Origin of the sequence: Halorubrum sp. Ea8 (assembly GCF_002252925.1) — an archaeon.
GTDB lineage: Archaea > Halobacteriota > Halobacteria > Halobacteriales > Haloferacaceae > Halorubrum.
Window position 1 is genome coordinate 37,395 of sequence record NZ_NHPF01000147.1, and the last position, 17,344, is coordinate 54,738.

The 17,344-nt window shown below is 70.5% G+C and carries 18 protein-coding genes; 6 read left to right on the top strand and 12 right to left on the bottom strand.

What is annotated here, in order from left to right; translation table 11 throughout:
- The gene (locus tag DJ74_RS16995; RefSeq protein WP_094528017.1) at positions 1-1,062 is read right to left on the bottom strand and encodes a DUF1611 domain-containing protein; all 1,062 of its coding nucleotides are present in this window, start codon (positions 1,060-1,062) and stop codon (positions 1-3) included.
- Between the two features lie 132 nt (positions 1,063-1,194).
- Positions 1,195-1,488, bottom strand: coding sequence for a DUF4242 domain-containing protein (locus tag DJ74_RS17000; protein WP_212589856.1), 294 nt, complete (start codon positions 1,486-1,488; stop codon positions 1,195-1,197).
- Between the two features lie 148 nt (positions 1,489-1,636).
- Here DJ74_RS17000 and fer point away from each other — a divergent pair, with 148 nt between their 5' ends.
- Entirely contained in the window at positions 1,637-2,125 is a 489-nt protein-coding gene (gene fer, locus DJ74_RS17005) for a ferredoxin Fer (protein ID WP_249269160.1), read from the top strand.
- Between the two features lie 48 nt (positions 2,126-2,173).
- Here fer and DJ74_RS17010 read toward each other — a convergent pair whose 3' ends face one another.
- The 3 genes from DJ74_RS17010 to DJ74_RS19350 all read right to left on the bottom strand — a co-directional run bounded on the left by DJ74_RS17010 (position 2,174) and on the right by DJ74_RS19350 (position 3,453).
- Positions 2,174-2,713, bottom strand: a complete 540-nt coding sequence (locus tag DJ74_RS17010) for a hypothetical protein (protein ID WP_094523180.1) — start codon at positions 2,711-2,713, stop codon at positions 2,174-2,176.
- A gap of 197 nt (positions 2,714-2,910) precedes the next feature.
- The gene (locus tag DJ74_RS17015) at positions 2,911-3,207 is read right to left on the bottom strand and encodes a winged helix-turn-helix domain-containing protein (RefSeq protein ID WP_094523182.1); all 297 of its coding nucleotides are present in this window, start codon (positions 3,205-3,207) and stop codon (positions 2,911-2,913) included.
- An 87-nt stretch (positions 3,208-3,294) separates the two neighbouring features.
- Positions 3,295-3,453 carry a hypothetical protein gene (locus DJ74_RS19350; RefSeq protein WP_170938365.1) on the bottom strand — a complete coding sequence of 53 codons (159 nt, stop codon included), beginning with the start codon at positions 3,451-3,453 and terminating at the stop codon, positions 3,295-3,297.
- A gap of 110 nt (positions 3,454-3,563) precedes the next feature.
- On the opposite strand from DJ74_RS19350, the gene DJ74_RS17020 reads away from it, so the two are divergent.
- Both DJ74_RS17020 and DJ74_RS17025 read left to right on the top strand, forming a co-directional pair.
- On the top strand, positions 3,564-3,866 hold the full coding sequence (locus DJ74_RS17020) for an amphi-Trp domain-containing protein (protein ID WP_094528018.1): 303 nt from the start codon (positions 3,564-3,566) through the stop codon (positions 3,864-3,866).
- A 78-nt stretch (positions 3,867-3,944) separates the two neighbouring features.
- Positions 3,945-4,688 carry a class I SAM-dependent methyltransferase gene (locus DJ74_RS17025; protein ID WP_094528019.1) on the top strand — a complete coding sequence of 248 codons (744 nt, stop codon included), beginning with the start codon at positions 3,945-3,947 and terminating at the stop codon, positions 4,686-4,688.
- Positions 4,689-4,772: 84 nt separating this feature from the next.
- On the opposite strand, the gene DJ74_RS17030 is transcribed toward DJ74_RS17025, so the two are convergent.
- The 3 genes from DJ74_RS17030 to DJ74_RS17040 form a co-directional block, all read right to left on the bottom strand.
- Positions 4,773-6,491, bottom strand: a complete 1,719-nt coding sequence (locus DJ74_RS17030) for a PQQ-binding-like beta-propeller repeat protein (protein WP_094523188.1) — start codon at positions 6,489-6,491, stop codon at positions 4,773-4,775.
- Positions 6,492-6,503: 12 nt separating this feature from the next.
- Positions 6,504-7,406 (bottom strand): hypothetical protein, encoded by a 903-nt coding sequence (locus DJ74_RS17035; RefSeq protein ID WP_094523190.1) that lies wholly within the window; start codon positions 7,404-7,406, stop codon positions 6,504-6,506.
- 759 nt (positions 7,407-8,165) lie between these two features.
- Entirely contained in the window at positions 8,166-8,441 is a 276-nt protein-coding gene (locus DJ74_RS17040) for a hypothetical protein (protein ID WP_094523192.1), read from the bottom strand.
- Between the two features lie 185 nt (positions 8,442-8,626).
- On the opposite strand from DJ74_RS17040, the gene DJ74_RS17045 reads away from it, so the two are divergent.
- The 3 genes from DJ74_RS17045 (at position 8,627) to DJ74_RS17055 (ending at position 13,128) form a co-directional block, all read left to right on the top strand.
- Positions 8,627-10,900 (top strand): AAA family ATPase, encoded by a 2,274-nt coding sequence (locus DJ74_RS17045; protein ID WP_094528020.1) that lies wholly within the window; start codon positions 8,627-8,629, stop codon positions 10,898-10,900.
- A 108-nt stretch (positions 10,901-11,008) separates the two neighbouring features.
- Entirely contained in the window at positions 11,009-12,184 is a 1,176-nt protein-coding gene (locus DJ74_RS17050) for an ABC transporter substrate-binding protein (protein ID WP_254921574.1), read from the top strand.
- A gap of 113 nt (positions 12,185-12,297) precedes the next feature.
- Positions 12,298-13,128 (top strand): ABC transporter permease, encoded by an 831-nt coding sequence (locus DJ74_RS17055; RefSeq protein WP_094528022.1) that lies wholly within the window; start codon positions 12,298-12,300, stop codon positions 13,126-13,128.
- A 41-nt stretch (positions 13,129-13,169) separates the two neighbouring features.
- On the opposite strand, the gene DJ74_RS17060 is transcribed toward DJ74_RS17055, so the two are convergent.
- The 4 genes from DJ74_RS17060 to DJ74_RS17075 form a co-directional block, all read right to left on the bottom strand.
- Positions 13,170-13,952, bottom strand: a complete 783-nt coding sequence (locus tag DJ74_RS17060; RefSeq protein WP_094528023.1) for an ABC transporter permease — start codon at positions 13,950-13,952, stop codon at positions 13,170-13,172.
- Complete coding sequence (locus DJ74_RS17065) at positions 13,949-14,728, bottom strand: ABC transporter ATP-binding protein (protein WP_094528024.1); 780 nt, start codon at positions 14,726-14,728, stop codon at positions 13,949-13,951. Before DJ74_RS17065 ends, DJ74_RS17060 begins: the two co-directional genes overlap by 4 nt.
- A complete protein-coding gene (locus DJ74_RS17070) occupies positions 14,725-16,032 on the bottom strand; it encodes an ABC transporter substrate-binding protein (protein WP_094528025.1) in 1,308 nt (435 codons plus the stop codon). Before DJ74_RS17070 ends, DJ74_RS17065 begins: the two co-directional genes overlap by 4 nt.
- 126 nt (positions 16,033-16,158) lie before the next feature.
- Positions 16,159-17,343: a sodium:calcium antiporter gene (locus DJ74_RS17075; RefSeq protein ID WP_094528026.1), complete on the bottom strand. Its 1,185-nt coding sequence runs from the start codon at positions 17,341-17,343 to the stop codon at positions 16,159-16,161.
- Position 17,344: the final 1 nt, after the last annotated feature.

Here is a 17,344-nt window from a genome sequence, read left to right on the forward strand (position 1 = left end):
TCAACCGAGACCGACAGCGTCGAGGAGCGCGTCCGCGTCGAACCGGAGGGGGTCGGTCGCCGGCGCGCCGAGGCGCTCGGCGAAGTCGGCGACCGCCTCGCGCGCCGCCGGGGGCGTCGCGACGTTCATCGTGTTGAGCGCCCCCGCGAGGACCGCCGTCTCCGCCACCGGCGCGGCGACGCGCTCGTACAGGTCGACGTGTGTCGCGACCGACGGGATGTCGACGTCGTACCCGTGCATGAGTTCGCGGCCGGCCGAGTGGCAGAGGACGAGCCCGTCCGGTCTCGCGCCGTGGAGGAGCCCGCAGATCTGCCCGGACGACCCGGGGTGACAGATGGCCCCTTGCCCCTCGACCACGAGCAGGTCGCGGCGCTCGCCCCGCTCGCGGACCAGCCCGTCGACCACGTCGTGGACCCGCCCGATTGGGAGACGGTCGATCGACGCCCCCCGCCCGTCGAGCAGGGCACCGACGTGGCTCGTCGGCACGAGGGCCGCGTCGACACCGCGCTCCCGGGCCGCGTCCACGAGCTCGAACGCGGTCGAGGAGGTCCCGACGTACCGGTCGGTCCCGACGGTGAGCAGGACCTCCGCGTCGACCCCGGCGTCGCGGCCCGCGTCTCCCGACCGGTCCGGCGGCGGGGCGCCGACGTCGACGACCCGCCCGCCGCCGGCGGCCGTCGCCCGCTCGAACGCGGGGTCGCCGACGGGGAATCCCGGCCGCGAGACGACCACGTCGCACCCGGCTGCGAGCGCGGCGCGCACGTCCCGTCGCACCGGCTCCGACAGGTCGGCGATCCGGCCGTCTCGGGCGAGATCGATGCCGACGTACAGCGCGTCGACCGGCTCGCCGACGTCGTCGAACCGCCGCACGATCGGAATCCGCGGGAGCGACCGGACGAGCTGGGAGGTGACCGGGGACCGCCTGGCCGTGTCGATCACGGCGACGACCTCCGGGCGCCCGTACCGAACGAGTTCGATCGCCCCGCGCGCGTCGTCGGGGAACCGATCGTGGGCGAGCACGGCGATCCGCTCGTGGTCGGTCATCCGCTCGTGGCCGGTCATCCGCTCGTGGTCAGTCGTCCGCTCGTGGTCAGCCGTCCGAACGGTGGGCCGCCTCCGGCGCGGCCGCCGCGCGGTCGGCCGTCGGGCGTGCGGTCCTCGCGCGTCCGTCCGCGGCGGGAGCCTCGCCCGGGTTCACTCACCGGAGAGGGGGTCGCCACGTCGGGTCACCTTCGTCGCCGGGAGGCCGGCGCGGTCCGCGTGCTCCCGCACGGCGTCCTCGCTCTCGGCCTGATAGTGACAGAACGTGCCGACGATTCCGCCGTCGTCGTCGGTCATTACTTCGGAGTCGACCCACTGGATGTCGACGCCCTCCTCGCGGAGCTCGGAGAGCGTCTCGCCGGACGCCTCGGCGGCCGCGTCCAGCTCCTCTTGGGTTATCGGCTCGGGCAGTTCACGCAGTATCAGGTAGTCGTCGGTGTCGCTCATGCGCATTGCTGACGTGCGTCCCCCGGGATTGTAATTGTTTCTGCGCGGACAGTCGTCGCGACGGGAGCGGTCCGACCGCCGGCGACGCCCGCGGTGTCGGGGGGTTCTCCCCGTGACGTTTAGGTACGTGGGGTGGGATCACGGAGGTATGTCCGAGGACGCCAGCCTCCCGAACGTCAAGATCGGAAGCGACGCGGCCAAGGATCCCGACTTCGAGGGGGGTGAGACGGAGGTTTCGACCGTCGAGTACCTCGACTACGAAGTCGTCGACGCCAACGACTGGGGGATCGACGACGACGACCTCTTCGAGAAGGCGGCCGCCGCCGACCTGACCGAGGAGGAGTACGGCACGATGGAGGTGAGCAGGAACCGGAAGCTCCTGGACGCCGCCGAGGACAACGGGCTCGAGTGGCCCTTCTCCTGTCGCGCCGCCTCCTGTGCGAACTGCGCCGGGATCCTCGTCGACGGCGAACTGGAGATGGAGATGAATCTCATCATCACCGACGAGGAGGTCGAGGAGCGCGGGATCCGACTGACCTGTCAGAGCAAGCCCGCGACGGACCACGTTCGGGTGATCCACAGCGCCAAACACCTCGACTACCTGCAGGACCGCGTCATCGGGGAGCGCGAGGTCTGACGAGGCGTCGGAACGGCTCCGGCGGCGCCGGTGCGGTGTCGCCGGAGTTCACTCGTCGCGGCTCGCGGCCGCCAGTCGCTCGGCCGGGGCCTCCTCGACGACCCCCTCCTGCATGCGTCGGACCTCGGAGAAGTCGACGTCGACGTCCGCGTCGTCGAGCGCCTCGATCACCGCCGTCAACACGAGCGACATCTCGTCGACCCGGCCCTCGACGCTGTTCAGCTTCTGGAAGTTCCGCTCCGCGAACCCCGTGAGCGAGTCGGAGAGCTCCGAGACGTTCTGTTCGATCCGCTGCGAATACCGCTCGCCGAGGCTGATCCGGGCGAAGTCGTCCAACTCCTCCAGCTCGGCCTCGAGCGCCTCCATGTCCCGCTCTATCTCGGCGACGCGCTCGTCGATCAGCGCCTCTATCTGGCGCTCTATCGTCCCGTCGGGCCCCGTTTCGGCCCCCGTGTCGCCCGCCGCCTCCCCGTCTTGCCCCGGTTCGACGTCGGCCGATGGGTCGTCGTCCGCCTCGACTTCGGCGGCGACGGTCGGTTCCTCGGTCTCTTCCGGATCCAGGTCCGGCGTGTTAGGCAACGTAGCCATACGATGACAATTAACATAGTACCGCTTAAATTTTGGTGGCGACTCGCCGAGTCGCTCGGCACCGACCGGAGTCGTCACCTGTCACCGACCGCCCACGTCACTCGTCAGCGACCGACCAGGCCCGTCGCTCGGTCCTGACCGCCCACGTCACTCGTCAGCGACCGACCAGGCCCGTCGCCCGGTCCTGACCGCCCACGTCACTCGTCACCGACCGGCCCCGTCGCTCGCTCCGCGCCACGCTGCAGGATGAACCGGCGCTCCGGCGGCGGAGAGATGTCGAGTTCGACTGCCCGGACCAGTCGGTAATACTTCCGGTTGCCGTCCCAGTAGTGATCGACGAGGTCCTCGTCCTCCAGCACGGCGAGGTGGTGGACGGCCGACTTCCCGTTCATGCCGACGGCGTCGGCCAGCTCCGTGACGTACATCGGTCCGTCCGACAGGTGCTGGATGATCCGGAGCCGCTGCGGGTTTCCCAGCGCGTCGATCAACGACATCGTCTACGCCTCAATACAGAGACATAAAAGCGTTTCTTCGCGAGACCGTCCGACGCGTGATTCGCGCGGCCGGCGGGACCGACGGCGTCAGTCGGGAGTCGCCGACGGCTCGGGGACGACGGCGTGACACTCGGTGCACTGCCAGCTGTCCTCGTCGATCTTTCGGTGGTGCTTCCGGGACGTGGCGGTTCCGCCGCGGTACCACTCGACGCCGCACTCTGGGCAGGCCGTCGGAATCCGTGCCATACCGATCCGATCCGGACGAGCGATAATCAACGTTACCCAAGGGGCGAATCCCGGGCCGGGTGTGACACACGGTCACAAGAGATAAGATACGGGACGTGTATCGTGTACGTATGACAGACGATGTGGAGTTTCCGGAGTCCGAGGAGAGCGGTAAGCGAACGGTCTCGGACGGGTTCTTCGAGCGAGAAGTCTACCTCTCGGCGGAGGAGACGGCGGCGTTCCTCCGGTCTGTGGCGGACTCGCTCGACGAGGGCCACGAACTGACGATCAGCGGGGACGACTGGGAGATCCCCTTCGCGTTCGCCGAGCCGATCGAGGTCGAGGTCGAGTTCTCCTCTCGGCGGGAGCGCGAGCTCGAACTCGAGGTGGAGTTCACCGAACGCACGGAGGGCGGCGGTATCGACGTCGCCTGAGCGCCGTCGTATCGCGACGTATCGCGCGGCGACTCCACCGGTGGGAGGCGGGACGCACCGGTCGGCTGTACTGATCAAATGTACTGGTTCGGGCTCTACCACTGGCGACGTCGGTTCCGCGCGGTCGGCGAGGGGCTGGTCGTCGCGCTCGCCGGCGTCGCGCTGGCGCGGCGACGGTCAGATCGGGCGAGTCGGGCCCTCGCCGCCGTCGCCGTCGCGCTCGGCGGGGCCCGCGCGGTCCGGACGCTCTCGACGCTGACGTCGCCCCCGCCGTGGCGTCTCGAGCGGTACAAGTACGACGCGCTCGCCCGAGAGCTCCCCCTCACCGACGCGGGCCGCGTCCTCGACGTCGGCTGCGGGACCGGGCGGTCGCTCGTCGGGCTGGCGCCCCGGCTCTCCGGATCAACGACGGTCGTCGGGGTCGACGTCTTCGACGACAGGGTGATACTCGGGAACGGCCCCCGGCTCGCCAGACGGAACGCCCGGACGGCGGGGATCGCGGTCGAGCCGGTCCGCGGCGACGCCGGCTCCCTCCCGTTCGCGTCCGGGTCGTTCGACGTCGTCACGGCGTGCCGCGTGCTCCACGACCTCCCGGCCGACCGGCACGGCGACGCGCTCGGAGAGCTCCGCCGGGTCTGCCGGGCAGACGGCGCGGTCGGGATACTCGAACTCCCGATCGTTCCGGAGCGGGTCGACGCGTCCCCGGAGCGGTACTGGCGGACCCGCGTCGGCGACGCCGGCCTCTCGGTCCGGACCGCCGCGCGCGTCCCGCGGCGCGACGGCGACGAGCCGTACGTCGTCCTCGTCGCGGCGCCGACGTGAGTCGGCCGTCGCTCTTCCGGGAGTCGCTGCGACGGCGCTCCGGGGGTCGTCGGTGCGCGCGATAAAAAGTCGGCGGCGGGCGGATTACGCCTCGAGCGAGAACACGCAGAGCCGGTCGTCGCGGCCCGCGGTCCCGCGGCGGAGCCAGCCGCTCCCGCCGACCTGGATGGCCACGTACTGCTTCTCGGTCTCGGGGTCGTACCAGCTCATCGGGCTGCCGGAGATCGCCGTCTCGCCGGTGGAGTACTCCCAGAGGCGGTCGCCGGTCTCGCCGTCCCAGGCGATGACGTCGCCGTTCTGCGTGCCGCCGAACACGACGCCGCTCTCGGTGGTCACCAGCCCGCCCCAGATGTAGGCGTCGCTGTCGATCCAGTCGCGCCAGACCAGCTGTCCGGTCTCCGGATCGACGGCGCCGACGGCGCTGATGTGGTCGTTGTACCCCTCCGGGGGTTGGTCGATCTCGTCTTCGAGGATGCCGCCCCAGTACTTCTTGCCCTCTTCGTACTCCTCGAAGCGCCACCAGGCCTCTTGGGGCGAGTTGTTCATCTTGAAGTACGCGAGGCCGAGCTCAGGGTTGTACGCGGGCGGCTGCCAGTCGTTCCCGCCCATCGCGCCGGGCATGAACGGCATCCGCCGGCCCTCGTCGATGTGCGGGATCATCCGGAACATGTTCAGCTGTTGGACGCCGGGCTCGCTCCGGTTGAGGAGCTTTCCGTTGTCCGCGTCGAGCGTGTAGCCCCACGCGGTCTTTCCGAAGGAGACGACGGCGTCGCCCTCGAAGTCGCGGTGCTCCATCTCGAAGTCCGGGATGAGCAGCCGCGGCGCCGCGGAGTCGTAGTCCCACACGTCGTGGGGGGACTCCTGGTGGAACCACTCGCGCTCGCCGGTCTCTAAGTCGAGACAGAGCGTTCCCGCGCTGTTCCGGTTCGGCCCCGGTCGGACGGAGCCGTCGAAGTCGGGGCCGGGGTTCCCGACCGGCATGTACAGCTTCTCGTTTTCCGTGTCGATCGTCGCCGTCATCCAGTTGGTCGCGCACGACTGCTCGATGCTGTCGCCGACCCACTCCTCGTCGGGCGACGTCATCGTGCGCCACACCTCGTCGCCGGTCTCGGCGTCGAGCGCGACGTGGAAGCCGCGGACGCCGTACTCGCCGCCGGCGCTGCCGGTGAACACCTTGCCGTCGTACACGACCGGCGCCCACGTCGCGGAGTAGCCGGACTCGTGGTCGGCCGTGCTCGTGTACCACTCCTCCTCGCCGGTGTACCGGTTGAGCGCGACGACGCCCGAGTCGAGCGTCGTCATGAACACCTTGTCGCCGAGGACCGCCACGCCGCGGTTGTTGTCGTCACAGCAGAGGACGACGTCCGACGGCACCGCGTACGTGTAGCTCCACAGCACGTCGCCGGCCCGCGTGTCGATGGCCTTGACGTGGTTCGGTCCGTTCGACTGGTACATCACCGGCGGGTCGCCGGGGACCACCAGCGGCGTGCCCTCCATGCTGGACTCCGCGCCGACGTGGAGCTCGTACTCGAGCTCGAGGTCGCCGACGGTCTCTGGAGTGATCACGTCCGCGGTGGTGCAACGGTGCTGTTCGTAGTTCCCGCCGTACGTGAGCCACGACTCCGGATCGTCAGCCGAGTCGATGATGTCCTCCTCGGTGATGTCCCTCCGTGGGATCCGATCCGTGTCGTGCTGGTGGGTGACGGACTCCTCGGGCGATCCGAGCACCCGATACCCCTGATCCGTTTCACGTACGACTGTGTCCTGTGCGGCCTTGACCGCCCTGTCTTCTTCTATTGCCATTGGTATACCCTCCTAGCGTGCGGGACTCGGATTGCGCTTCTCTTCGGTGATCCAGTACACGTCCTTACAGATCTCTTCCTGGTTGACGATCGCGATCGCGGCACCGCCGGTCAGCGCGGCCACCAGCTGAGAGTCGCTCATCGCCCCGTTTTCGGCGATGTCGAGCGCGGCCCGCGCGATCAGATCCACGCCGGCGAGCATCGCCTTCACGTCCCAGTAGCCGTCGTCGAGGATCTCCTCGGTGACGAGCACCTCCTTCTGCCAGAGGTGGACGTCCATCGAGTTGACCCACAGCAGCGCCCCGCCCATCGCGCGCTTGTGGAGCGGCGGGACGTGTTCGACGTCGAACTCCACGTCGCTGGGGATCTCTTTCGTGGGAACCCACCGAGCGAGGCGAGTGTTGTTGTTCACCACGTTCATCACGAGCACGGTCTTCTCCCGCTCGTCGAACCCGAGACCGTCGAGTTCCTCGCTCAGCGCGTCGAGCCGGACGAGCTCGTGTGCCGTCTGCTCGATGTGCTCCGGCGTGAACCGGGGGAGCCGCTCCTCGAGGCTCTCGAAGAATCCGGCCTCCACGAGGTGATCGTAGAGGCGCCACGAGGGCTGCACGATTTTACGGTACAGCGCCTCCGGCTCCTCCGTTCCCTCCGGAATTCCCGCGTCGCGGACCTCCGAGAGCCGAGCGATCTGCTCTTCGAAGGCCGCGAGTTCCGACGCGAGCAGGTCGGCGTCGAGCGCTCCCGCCATGTCGTCGCGGATCGCCTCGCCCATCGAGGCGAACTCCGGGTCCGTTTCCGTCTCGACCGTTTGTCTGAGCTCAGACAACGTGGGTCTCTCGCCGACGTCCGACCGACTGATGCCGAGCGCGTCTGTGAGTTCGTCTCGGCCGTCGATCGTGATCTGTTGTCTCGTCATAGTGGTATCGTGGTGCGGAAACTCCCCATGCACCCGCAGTATCGACTGGCACTTTGTACCATATAATAATTATTATAACAGATTGATATGTATGCGCGCCAGACGGCGCGTCGCGGGCCTCTGTCCGACGATCGTCGGCCGAATGCACGTGACGCGTCGAGGGGCGGCGCCGAGCGCGGGGAGAGCCGGCCCGAGCGCGGGGAGAGCCGGCCCGAGCGCGGGTTGCGCCGGACCGATCCCCGGCCGCCCCGGGCGGCGCGAGAGCGACGCGTCGCACTCCGAACCGCGACGGCTCCCGCGGACGACGCGACGAGAGCCGTCGCGTTATCGGCCCCGATCACGGCCGATATCGGGGAGAGCTATACTCTTCGTTATATTTCTCCGTGGCGTGAATCAGAAATTTAATTATTGTTATATAAAGGAATTGATTATAAGGGATATTAATTATGAATACAACCCCAATGATCACCCGCCGGGAAGGCCGTTACAGTCCTACGTCTGTAATTGATATTCGGCTGTCGTTATCATATCAGTAATGTATAACTTCTCGGCGCGCTCCGCTCGTCTGCGCGCGAACCACGGAAAAATAACACTCGTCTGATAGCAACGCGACCGGGTCGGTCCGTCGGTCGCCGCGGCGGCAGCGCGAGGCTCGGTTCGGGTCGTGGCATTCGCCGGTCGAGACCGCGATCGCGGTCCGTTACCGTCGCCGACATCGGGCCTCGAGTTCGCTGCGTGAGCCCTTCTCGCTCTCGCGCGTCACTCCTCGATCAGGACGACGTCGCCGGTCGACCCGCAGGCCGGGCACTCGAGGACGCCCTTCGTGTCCGTGATGCTCTCCCGTCGGGGGAATTCGGCCCCGCACGACTCGCATCGCGCGTTGTTCCGGTCGATCCGCACTCCGTCGGTCGGGTTCCCCTGAACGAGACCGGAGCCGCAGATCGGGCACTCCAGCGCGGCCGTGCCGCCCGTGTCGGCGCGCGACCGAGGGAACCACGAACCGCAGTCCGCACAGCGCGCGTTCTGACGCGTCATACCGTGTCACACGTCCGCGACCCCCTTCAACGTACGGTCGGGAGCGTCGGTCCCGATCGGTCGGTCGAGCCCGTCGGACCGGTCGGACCCGGCTCGTCGGGGTCGGTCGACCCGTTCCTCCCGCGGTCGGCGCGGCGCCCCACGGTTTCATTACGCTCCCCGCCGTCGTCCCGACGAGAACCACCATGTCTACTGACCACGATCGACGGCCCGAAGCGACCCTCCGCGTCGCGTCGGCGCCGGGCGAAGCGGACGACGACGACGGCGTGGTGCGGATCGGACCGGACGCGATGGGGTCGCTCGGAGCGAGTCGGGGCGACGTCGTCGTCCTCGAGGGGCCGCGGGGATCGGTCGCCGCGCGCGCCTGGCCCGCCGATCCCGACGACGACGGGACCGTGCGGGCGTCCCACTGGACGCGGCGGTCCCTCGGTGCCGGCGTCGACGACTCCGTCGCGGTCCGTCCCGCCGTCGCGCGCGACGCGGACGAGGCGGTCGTCGCGCTGCCGGAGGCGGTCGACGTCGACGACGCGCTCGGGCTCTCCTTCCGCGACGCGCTCGTCGACCGGGTCCTGACGGCCGGACAGGTCGTCCCCGTCGCGCTCGGCCTCGACTCCGTCCCCGGTGCGCCGGAGCGAACGGTCCCCGTGAAGATCGCGGAGACGAGCCCGTCGGGCCCGGTCCTCGTGCGGGAGGGGACGCGGTTGGGGATCTCCGAGGAACCCGCGACGGACGTCGAGCTCCCGGCGGCGGAACCCGAGGGCCGCGCGACGTACGACGACGTCGGCGGCCTCGACGCGGCCGTTCGACGGCTGCGTGAGACGGTCGAACTCCCCATGCGGAACCCGTCGCTGTTCCGGGAGCTCGGCGCGAACCCGCCGACCGGCGTGCTGTTACACGGGCCCTCCGGCGCGGGGAAGACGCTCCTCTCGAACGCCGTGGCGAACGAGCTGGACGCCCACGTCGTGCGGCTCCGCGCCCCCGACGTGACCTCGAAGTACCGGGGGGAAAGCGAGGAGCGGCTCCGCGACGCCTTCGAGGAGGCGACGGCTGAGGCCCCGTCGGTTCTGCTCCTCGACGAGCTCGACGCCGTCGCCGGCGACCGGCCCCGCGGCGGGGAGGCGAACGGTCGGCTCATCGGCCAGCTGCTCTCGCTGCTGGACGACCTGGGCGAGGGCGACCCCGTCGTGGTGATCGGCACGACGAACCGGGTCGACGCGATCGACCCGGCGCTCAGGCGCCCGGGCCGGTTCGACCGCGAGATCGAGATCGGCGTTCCCGACCGGGACGGCCGCGAGGAGATCCTCGACGTGCACACGCGAGACCTCCGCGTGAGCGACGAGGTGGATCTCGGCGCCTACGCGGAGAACACCCACGGGTTCGTCGGCGCGGACTTGGAGAACCTGGTGACGGAGGCCTCGATGAACGCGATCCGTCGCGTGTGGCCCGATCTCGCCGACGACCCGGCGTCGGCGCCTCCGGAGGCCACCGCGTCGATCGCGGTCACCGACGACGACTTCAAGACCGCGCTGCGGGAGGTCGAGCCGTCGGCGCTGCGAGCGATCAGCGTCGAGGTCCCGGACGTCACCTGGGACGACGTGGGCGGGCTCGAGGCGGTGAAAGAGCGGCTCCGCGAGACCGTGCAGTGGCCGCTCGAACACCCGGAGGCGTTCGAGCGCGTCTCGCTCGCTCCCGACCGCGGGATCCTCCTGTACGGTCCGCCCGGGACGGGGAAGACCCTCCTCGCGAAGGCGGTCGCCAACGAGAGCCGGTCGAACTTCGTCTCGGTGAAGGGGCCCGAGCTGCTGGACAAGTACGTCGGCGAGTCGGAGAAGGGCGTCCGCGAGGTGTTCTCGAAGGCCAGACAGAACGCGCCGACGGTCGTCTTCTTCGACGAGATCGACGCGATCGCGGCCGAGCGCGGCGGGTCGACCGACGCGAACGTCGGCGAGCGCGTCGTCTCGCAGCTCCTCACCGAGCTCGACGGGTTAGAGGAGATGGAGGACGTCGTCGTCGTCGCCACGACCAACCGGAAGGACCTGATCGACGACGCGCTGCTGCGCGCCGGCCGGATCGAGCGGCACCTCCGCGTCCCCCGACCGGACGCGGCGGCGCGGCGGGAGATCCTCTCGGTCCACTGCCGCGGTCGACCCCTCGCGGACGACGTCGACGTCGACGCCCTCGCCGACCGGACCGAGGGGTACGTCGGCGCGGACATCGAGGCGGTCTGTCGCGAGGCCGCGGCCGAGGCCGTGCGGGAGTACGTCCGCGGCGACGACGTCGACGCCGACGGGATCCGGATCACCGGCGACCACTTCGAACGGGCGCTCGACGCGGTCGCCCCGAGCGACGCGGACACGGAACCGCCCGCTGACGGCGAGGCGGGCTCGGCGGCCGAACCGCCCGCTGACGACGAGACGGGCTCGCTCGCGGGTCGCCTCGACGCCGACGAGAGCGGCTGACCGCGGTCTCGCGCGGGCGGGTCACCGGTCAGTCCGCGCCGCTCACGGAGCCGCCGAACCCGGTCTAGTATAAATGTTTACGGAAAACCATTATGTATATTCATTCACATGCCCTCAAACGGGATGATCCGAACCAGACGAGCGGTTCTCGCTACAGTCGGGACGGCAGCGGTATCGGGGTGTACCGGCCGCTTCGGCGGCGACGGCGGCGTCGACGGCGGAAACGGGAGCGGGAACGGGGACGGTGACGGCGACGGCAACGCCACTGACGGCGGCGACGGGGGGAGCGGCAGCGACGGCGACGACGACGGCGGGACCGATAGCGCCCCCGCCGTCGAGAGCCCGTCGCTGCTGCTCAACTGGCGGATAAGCGGTCTCCACGCGCCGTACTTCGCCGCGCAGTCGCAGGGGTTCTACGAGGAGGAGGGGTTCGAGTCGGTCACGATAGAGAGCGGCGAGGGGTCCGACTTCTCGGCCCAGCAGGTCGCGCTCGGTAACACCGAGTTCGGCGTCTCCAGCAGCGACCAGGTCCTCGGCGTCAACGCCGGGGACCTCTCCCCGCTGGCCGTGGGGGTCGTGATGCAGCGGAGCCCGGTCGTCGTCTTCTCGTCGCGGGAGCGGTTCGGCGAGGAGCTGACGGACCCGTCGCAGCTGTCGGGCGCGACGGTGGGGAGCGGTCCCGGGATGGTCCGCCAGATGGTGCGCGGGTACTTCGACGCCGCCGGCGTCACCGACGTGGAGTACGTCGACACCGGGTACGACACGGTACAGCGGCTCCTCGCCGGGGAGATCGACGCGGCGGGCGGCGTCTTCGGCGACGTCGTCGACGCGCGCCACCAGGGCGCCGAGGTCGACGTGCTCTCGGTGCACGACGCCGTCCCGTCCTACGGCCACGTGCTCACCGTCGGGGAGTCGTTCGCCGAGGAGAACCCGGAGACCGTGGCCGCGTTCCTCCGGGCGACCGCCCGCGGCGCGGTGTGGGCCGACCGGAATCCGGAGGGGGCGATCGACGCGCTCGTCGACGCGCAGGGCGAACTCGCGGAGGTCCGCGAGAACCAGCGCGACAAGTGGGACCTGATGCGCTCCGAGTACATGCTCTCGGAGGCCGTCCGCGAGGAGGGATGGGGGTGGAGCGAGCCGGAGCCGTGGCAGCGGACCTACGAGACGCTGGACGCCGCGGACTTCTTCGACGGCTCGGTCGACCCCGACGCGGTCTGGACGAACGAGCACATCGACACCGACGACGAACACGTCGCCGACTACGCCGACCTCGTCGACCAGTGACTCCCGTCCCCTCCCCCCGGGCAGGCGGACCGGCGCCGAGCGTCGACCGAGGGGCGCCGAGCGTCGACCGAGGGGCGGCGAGCGACGGCTCCGTCGGGGAGGTGCGGTGAGCGATGGCCGAGCGCGAGCGCACGCGAGAGTCGCGGACGCCCTCCGTCCGTCGGAGCCCCGGGCGTCGAGCGCGTCGGGTCCGGACCCGGCTCCTCGCGGCGGCGAAGCGCGTCGCCCCGCCGGTGCTGCTGTTCGTCGCGCTCGTCCTCGCGTGGCACGGGACGGTCGTCGCGCTCGGGATCCCGGCGATCATCCTGCCGCCGCCCGCGGCCGTCGCAGACGCGCTCGTCGCCCGCGGCGCCACGCTGTTCGCCGACGCCGCCGTGACGGGCGCGACCGCGGCGACGGGCCTGCTCGCCGGCTGCGCCGTCGGCGCCCTCCTCGCGTTCGCGATGACCTACTCGCGGACGGCCGCCCGGATCGCCTTACCGTACGTCATCACGCTCCGCATCGCGCCGCTGATCGCGATCGCCCCGCTCGTCTTCCTCTGGTTCGGCCGAGGGATTCCCGCCCGCGCGGCGCTGGTCGCGACGCTGGCGCTGTTCCCGATGACCGTCGCGACGCTGGACGGGCTCCGGTCGACGCCGGAGCGGTACCTCGCGCTCGCGCGCTCCGTCGACGCGTCGAAGCCGTCCGTGTTCCTCCGGGTGCGCGTCCCCGCGGCCGCGCCGAGCGTGTTCGCCGGGCTCAAGCTCGCAGCGACGCTGTCGATCGTCGGGGCCGTCGTCGCCGAGTTCGTCACGCTCAGGGCCGGGATCGGCTACCGCGTGTTCGTGACCGCGGAGCGCCTCCGGACCGCGGAGACGTACGCCGCGCTGGTCGCGCTGTCGGCGCTCGGCGTCGCCTTCTACCTCGTTCCAGTCCTCCTCGAACGCGCGGTCTGGACCGAGTGAGTCCGCGCTCCCTGCCTCCGGCCGAGCCGTCCCCCGGCCGCTCAGTCGGCGGTCGGCGTCCAGACGAGCCGGCGCTGCGCGACGGCGATCAGCCCGTACAGCGCGAGTCCGAGCGCGACGAGCACCACCAGGGCGGCGAGCATGAGATCCACTTGGACGTTCTCCGAGGCGAGGAGGACGAGGAACCCGAGCCCGCTGTCGGCGACGATCCACTCGGCGACGACGGCCCCGATGACGGCGAGCGTCACCGACTGCTTGAGCCCGGCGAACAGGTCCGGGACGGCGTACGGCAGTTCGAGCCGCAGGAACGCGTCCAGCGAGCCGGCGTCGACCGAGCGGAGCAGGTCCCGCTGTTCGGCCGGGACGCGTTCGAACCCCGCCGCCGCGCTCAACACCATCGGGAAGAACGCGATGAGTCCGATGAAAACGACCGCGGTCGTCATGCCGGTGCCGACGTATATCAACAGCAGCGGAGCGATCGCGATCTTCGGGAGCACCCGCACGGTGACGAGGTACGGGTAGACCGCTCGCCGGAGCCACCGCAGGCGCGAGATCGACACCGCGAGGACGAAGCCGGCCGCGATCCCGACGCCGCCGCCGATCGCGATCTTCCGCGCGGTCGCGGCGGCGTTCCGGACGAACAGCCCGGGATTGCCGAGGAGCACCGCGGCGACGGCGTCAGGCGGGGGGAGGAGATACGGGGGGACGTCCGCCGCGGCGACGAGGGCCCACCAGACGGCGGTCGCTACCGCGAGCCCGCCGAGCGGGAGGGCCACGTCGGCCACCGAAACCGGCGACCCGGGCTCGCCGACGCGTCCGTTCATAGTTCCGTGAGCGTCGTCCCGGCCGTCGAGGGGTTCGAGCGGTCCTCGTGTAACACGGCCCGGACCGCCGCGACCTGTTCCTGGAACGCGTCGCTGCTGTACGCCTCGTCCGTCCGGGGCCGCGGCAGATCGACGTCGAACGTCTCGACGATCCGCCCCGGGTCGCTCTCCATGACGACGCAGCGGTCGGCCAAGAAGACGGCCTCCGGGACGCTGTGGGTGACGAACACGACCGTCTTCCGCTCGGCCCGCCAGAGCCCGCGGATCTCGACGCCCAGCCGCTCCCGCGTTATCTCGTCGAGCTCGCCGAACGGCTCGTCCATGAGCAGGATCTCCGCCCCGAGGTGGATCGCCCGGGCGATGGCGACCCGCTGTTTCATCCCCCCGGACAGCGCCGCCGGGCGAGCGCTCTCGAACCCCTCCAGTCCGACCTCACGGAGGAGCCGTCTCGCCCCCTCTCTGTCGGCGGGCTTCCCGGCCATCTCACGGAGGAACGCGACGTTCTCGACGGCCGACTTCCACGGGAGCAGCGTGTGCTGTTGGAACACGTACCCGATCTCCGCGTTCGCTCGCGCCGCGTCCGTCGTCCGCCCGTTCACGCGGACGCGACCCGCGGTCGGCTCCTGGAGCCCCCCGACGGTCCGCAGCAGCGTGGTCTTCCCGCAGCCGGACGGGCCGACCACCGTGAGGAACTCCCCGTCATCGACCGTCAGATCGACGTCTTCGACCGCCCGCACGTCGTCGAACGCGACGGTCACGCCGTCGATCTCGATCACGGGCCCTCACCGAGCAGGTCGCCCTGTTCCAGCGCGACTTCCAGCCGGTCCCACGTCGACCGCCCGTGCCACCCCCACCCCTCGTCTCTCACCGCGTCGCCCGTCCCGAACGACTCGACCCCGCGCGCGAAGCGCTCGCTCACGGCGCTCGCGGAGTCGTCCGTCTCCGCGGCCACGGCCGCGGCCGCCGGGCCGGGGTCGGTCCGCGCGGCCGCCCAGCCCGCCGCGGTCCCCGCGAGGAACTGTCGCCAGGGGTCGTCGGTCCGCCGGAGCGGGGCCGCCGGACCGACGAGCGTGAGCCCGTATATCGGGAAGTGGTCGCCGATCGAGAGGACGTCGACCGTCCGGTCGTCCGCTTCCAGTTCGAGCGGGTCGGCGAACGACCCCGTCGCCACGTCGGCGTCGCCCGCGATCAGCCCGCCGCGCTCCTCGCCGTCGGCGTCGACGAGTTCGACGTCGCGGAGCAGGTCGGCCTGCGAGAGGAACAGCCTCGCGAGCAGACACGTCTCCGAGCCCGCGGTCGTGAGGATCCGCCGTCCGCGCAGTTGGTCAACGCTCTCGAACGGCTCGCCGAAGCGGTCGCGGACCGTGTACAGCACCGTCGCGGTCCGCTGGTGGACCACGGCCAAGGGCACGACCGGGAGGCCCGCGGCCAGCGCCCGGACGACCGATCCGGCACCGACGAGCGCGACGTCGGCGTCCCCGTCGAGCACCGCTTCGAGCGCCCGGTGCGAGCCGCGATGGGCGGTGACCCTCGCGTCGAGCCCCCGTCGCTCGTACGCCCCCTCTTCGAGGGCGGCGTACAGCGGGAGGTGGAGCGCGTTCGGGCGCCAGTTGAGCGCGACGACGACCCCGCGGTCGCGTTCGATCGCCGAGTCGTCGTCCGGTCCGACCAAGGGGTCGGACCCCTCCGTCGGTCCCGGTTCGACGTCCGCGACCGCGGCCCCCCGCTCGAGGAGGGCTGCAGAGTGGGTGCGGTACACGCGGTCGAGGCTCTTCCGTCGGCCGCTGACGGGTCGCCACGCGTTCGGCGGCCGTCCCCCGCCGGACGACTCGACGGTCGCTCGCTCGACTAAGTCCCGCGCTTCGAGCTTCGAGACGGCGTCGCCGACGGCCTTCTCCCCCAGCCCCGTCCCGATGCGGATCGCCATCGTCGTCGCTCGCGCCCGCTCGATCCGGTCGTGGTCGCGGCGCAGGAGGAGGTACGCCAGCACGCGCGCCGCGTCGCGGCCGAGCCCCGCCGCGAGTCGCTCGACGAGCGCGCGGTCGTCGCCGTCGAGCACCCAGTGTTCAACCGTGTCCATCGTTCACGTATGCGTCGAAGCGAGATAAAAATGCTCGCCTCGGCGACCGGCGGGCGCCCGCGTCTTCGGGGACGGGCCGAACCGATCGAATTCCCACCGATCAGCCGCCGATCGGAACGCCGCCGGTCACCCGCCGATCGGAACGCCGCCGAAGACGAGGATCGCGACCACCCAGTACACGGCGTAGAGCCCGCCGAGGACGACCCCGTGCCAGCGCTTCAGCTCTCCCGAGTAGAGGAAGTACGCCGCCAGCGTCGTGACGAGGACCACCGACGGGAGGTGGAACGTCAGGACCGACCGAGAGATCTCGAGGTCGCTGAGCAGCATGATGACGCCGACGTTGCCGGTCACCGAGAAGAGGACGCTCCCGATGACGTTCCCCACGCCGATCTCCGGGACGCCCCGCCGCACCGGCTCGATCGTGAGCATGACGTCCTCGAACGTCAGGATCGCCGTCAGTACGGTGGCGCCGAAGACGGTCTGTTCGAGGCCGAACCCCTCCACGACGACCTCCGAACCGGCCTCGAGCAGCATCGACGCGAACACGATCCCGGCCAGCGCGAGGACGGCGAGCGCCATCCACGGCCACCCGGACGCGGACCGACCGCCGACGAGCCGGTCTTCCGGAATCTCCGAGAGGGCCCGCGGCGCTGCGACCCCGCCGTCGGCCCTGATCGATTCGCCGAGCTCGGTGTTGCGAAACACCGGCGTGTCGCGCTGGCGCTCGCGGAGGACGATGTACCCGAACGCCAGGAGGAAGAAGCCGAGGAGCACCACCCCGTGGACGGTCGTCAGGGTCCCCGCGAGTACGAACGGGACCAGCAGTATCGGACCCAGCGCGAAGAGGACGACGTAGTCCGTCGGGAGGTCGACCGGGAACGGCCTGACGATCGCGGCGAGCGCCAGCGTGAAGCCGAGGATCGCCAGCCCCGTGCCGAGCGCCGTTCCGAGCGCGACTCCCTCGAGGTCGCCCGCGGACAACACGAGCGCGAGGACCGCGTCGTCGAACTCGATCCCGGTGAAGATGATCGCGAGGGTGAACAGCGACACTCGCAACCCCAGCGCCGCCCGGGTGAGGTAACTTATCAGCTTCTCGACACAGACGGTCAGTACGACGCCACCGGCGACGAGCACGGCCACGGCGCCCGCCGCTCCGAGCTCCTCGACGAAGCCCTCGATCTGTCCTTCGATACCGCCTTCACCCGACTCCTCCGCCGCTTCGCCCCCCTCCTGTGCGGCCGCGGGAGCGACCGGGACCGCCAAAAGTACCGCGACCACGAGCGAGGCGGCGATCAGCCGAGAGCCGTTCATG

Excerpts from the sequence above, each read along its gene's own strand:
- DJ74_RS16995 (WP_094528017.1), bottom strand. The coding sequence starts at position 1,062 with ATGACCGGCCACGAGCGGATGACCGACCACGAGCGGATCGCCGTGCTC.
- DJ74_RS17000 (WP_212589856.1), bottom strand. The coding sequence starts at position 1,488 with ATGAGCGACACCGACGACTACCTGATACTGCGTGAACTGCCCGAGCCG.
- fer (WP_249269160.1), top strand. The coding sequence starts at position 1,637 with ATGTCCGAGGACGCCAGCCTCCCGAACGTCAAGATCGGAAGCGACGCG.
- DJ74_RS17010 (WP_094523180.1), bottom strand. The coding sequence starts at position 2,713 with ATGGCTACGTTGCCTAACACGCCGGACCTGGATCCGGAAGAGACCGAG.
- DJ74_RS17015 (WP_094523182.1), bottom strand. The coding sequence starts at position 3,207 with ATGTCGTTGATCGACGCGCTGGGAAACCCGCAGCGGCTCCGGATCATC.
- DJ74_RS19350 (WP_170938365.1), bottom strand. The coding sequence starts at position 3,453 with ATGGCACGGATTCCGACGGCCTGCCCAGAGTGCGGCGTCGAGTGGTAC.
- DJ74_RS17020 (WP_094528018.1), top strand. The coding sequence starts at position 3,564 with ATGACAGACGATGTGGAGTTTCCGGAGTCCGAGGAGAGCGGTAAGCGA.
- DJ74_RS17025 (WP_094528019.1), top strand. The coding sequence starts at position 3,945 with ATGTACTGGTTCGGGCTCTACCACTGGCGACGTCGGTTCCGCGCGGTC.
- DJ74_RS17030 (WP_094523188.1), bottom strand. The coding sequence starts at position 6,491 with ATGGCAATAGAAGAAGACAGGGCGGTCAAGGCCGCACAGGACACAGTC.
- DJ74_RS17035 (WP_094523190.1), bottom strand. The coding sequence starts at position 7,406 with ATGACGAGACAACAGATCACGATCGACGGCCGAGACGAACTCACAGAC.
- DJ74_RS17040 (WP_094523192.1), bottom strand. The coding sequence starts at position 8,441 with ATGACGCGTCAGAACGCGCGCTGTGCGGACTGCGGTTCGTGGTTCCCT.
- DJ74_RS17045 (WP_094528020.1), top strand. The coding sequence starts at position 8,627 with ATGTCTACTGACCACGATCGACGGCCCGAAGCGACCCTCCGCGTCGCG.
- DJ74_RS17050 (WP_254921574.1), top strand. The coding sequence starts at position 11,009 with ATGCCCTCAAACGGGATGATCCGAACCAGACGAGCGGTTCTCGCTACA.
- DJ74_RS17055 (WP_094528022.1), top strand. The coding sequence starts at position 12,298 with ATGGCCGAGCGCGAGCGCACGCGAGAGTCGCGGACGCCCTCCGTCCGT.
- DJ74_RS17060 (WP_094528023.1), bottom strand. The coding sequence starts at position 13,952 with ATGAACGGACGCGTCGGCGAGCCCGGGTCGCCGGTTTCGGTGGCCGAC.
- DJ74_RS17070 (WP_094528025.1), bottom strand. The coding sequence starts at position 16,032 with ATGGACACGGTTGAACACTGGGTGCTCGACGGCGACGACCGCGCGCTC.
- DJ74_RS17075 (WP_094528026.1), bottom strand. The coding sequence starts at position 17,343 with ATGAACGGCTCTCGGCTGATCGCCGCCTCGCTCGTGGTCGCGGTACTT.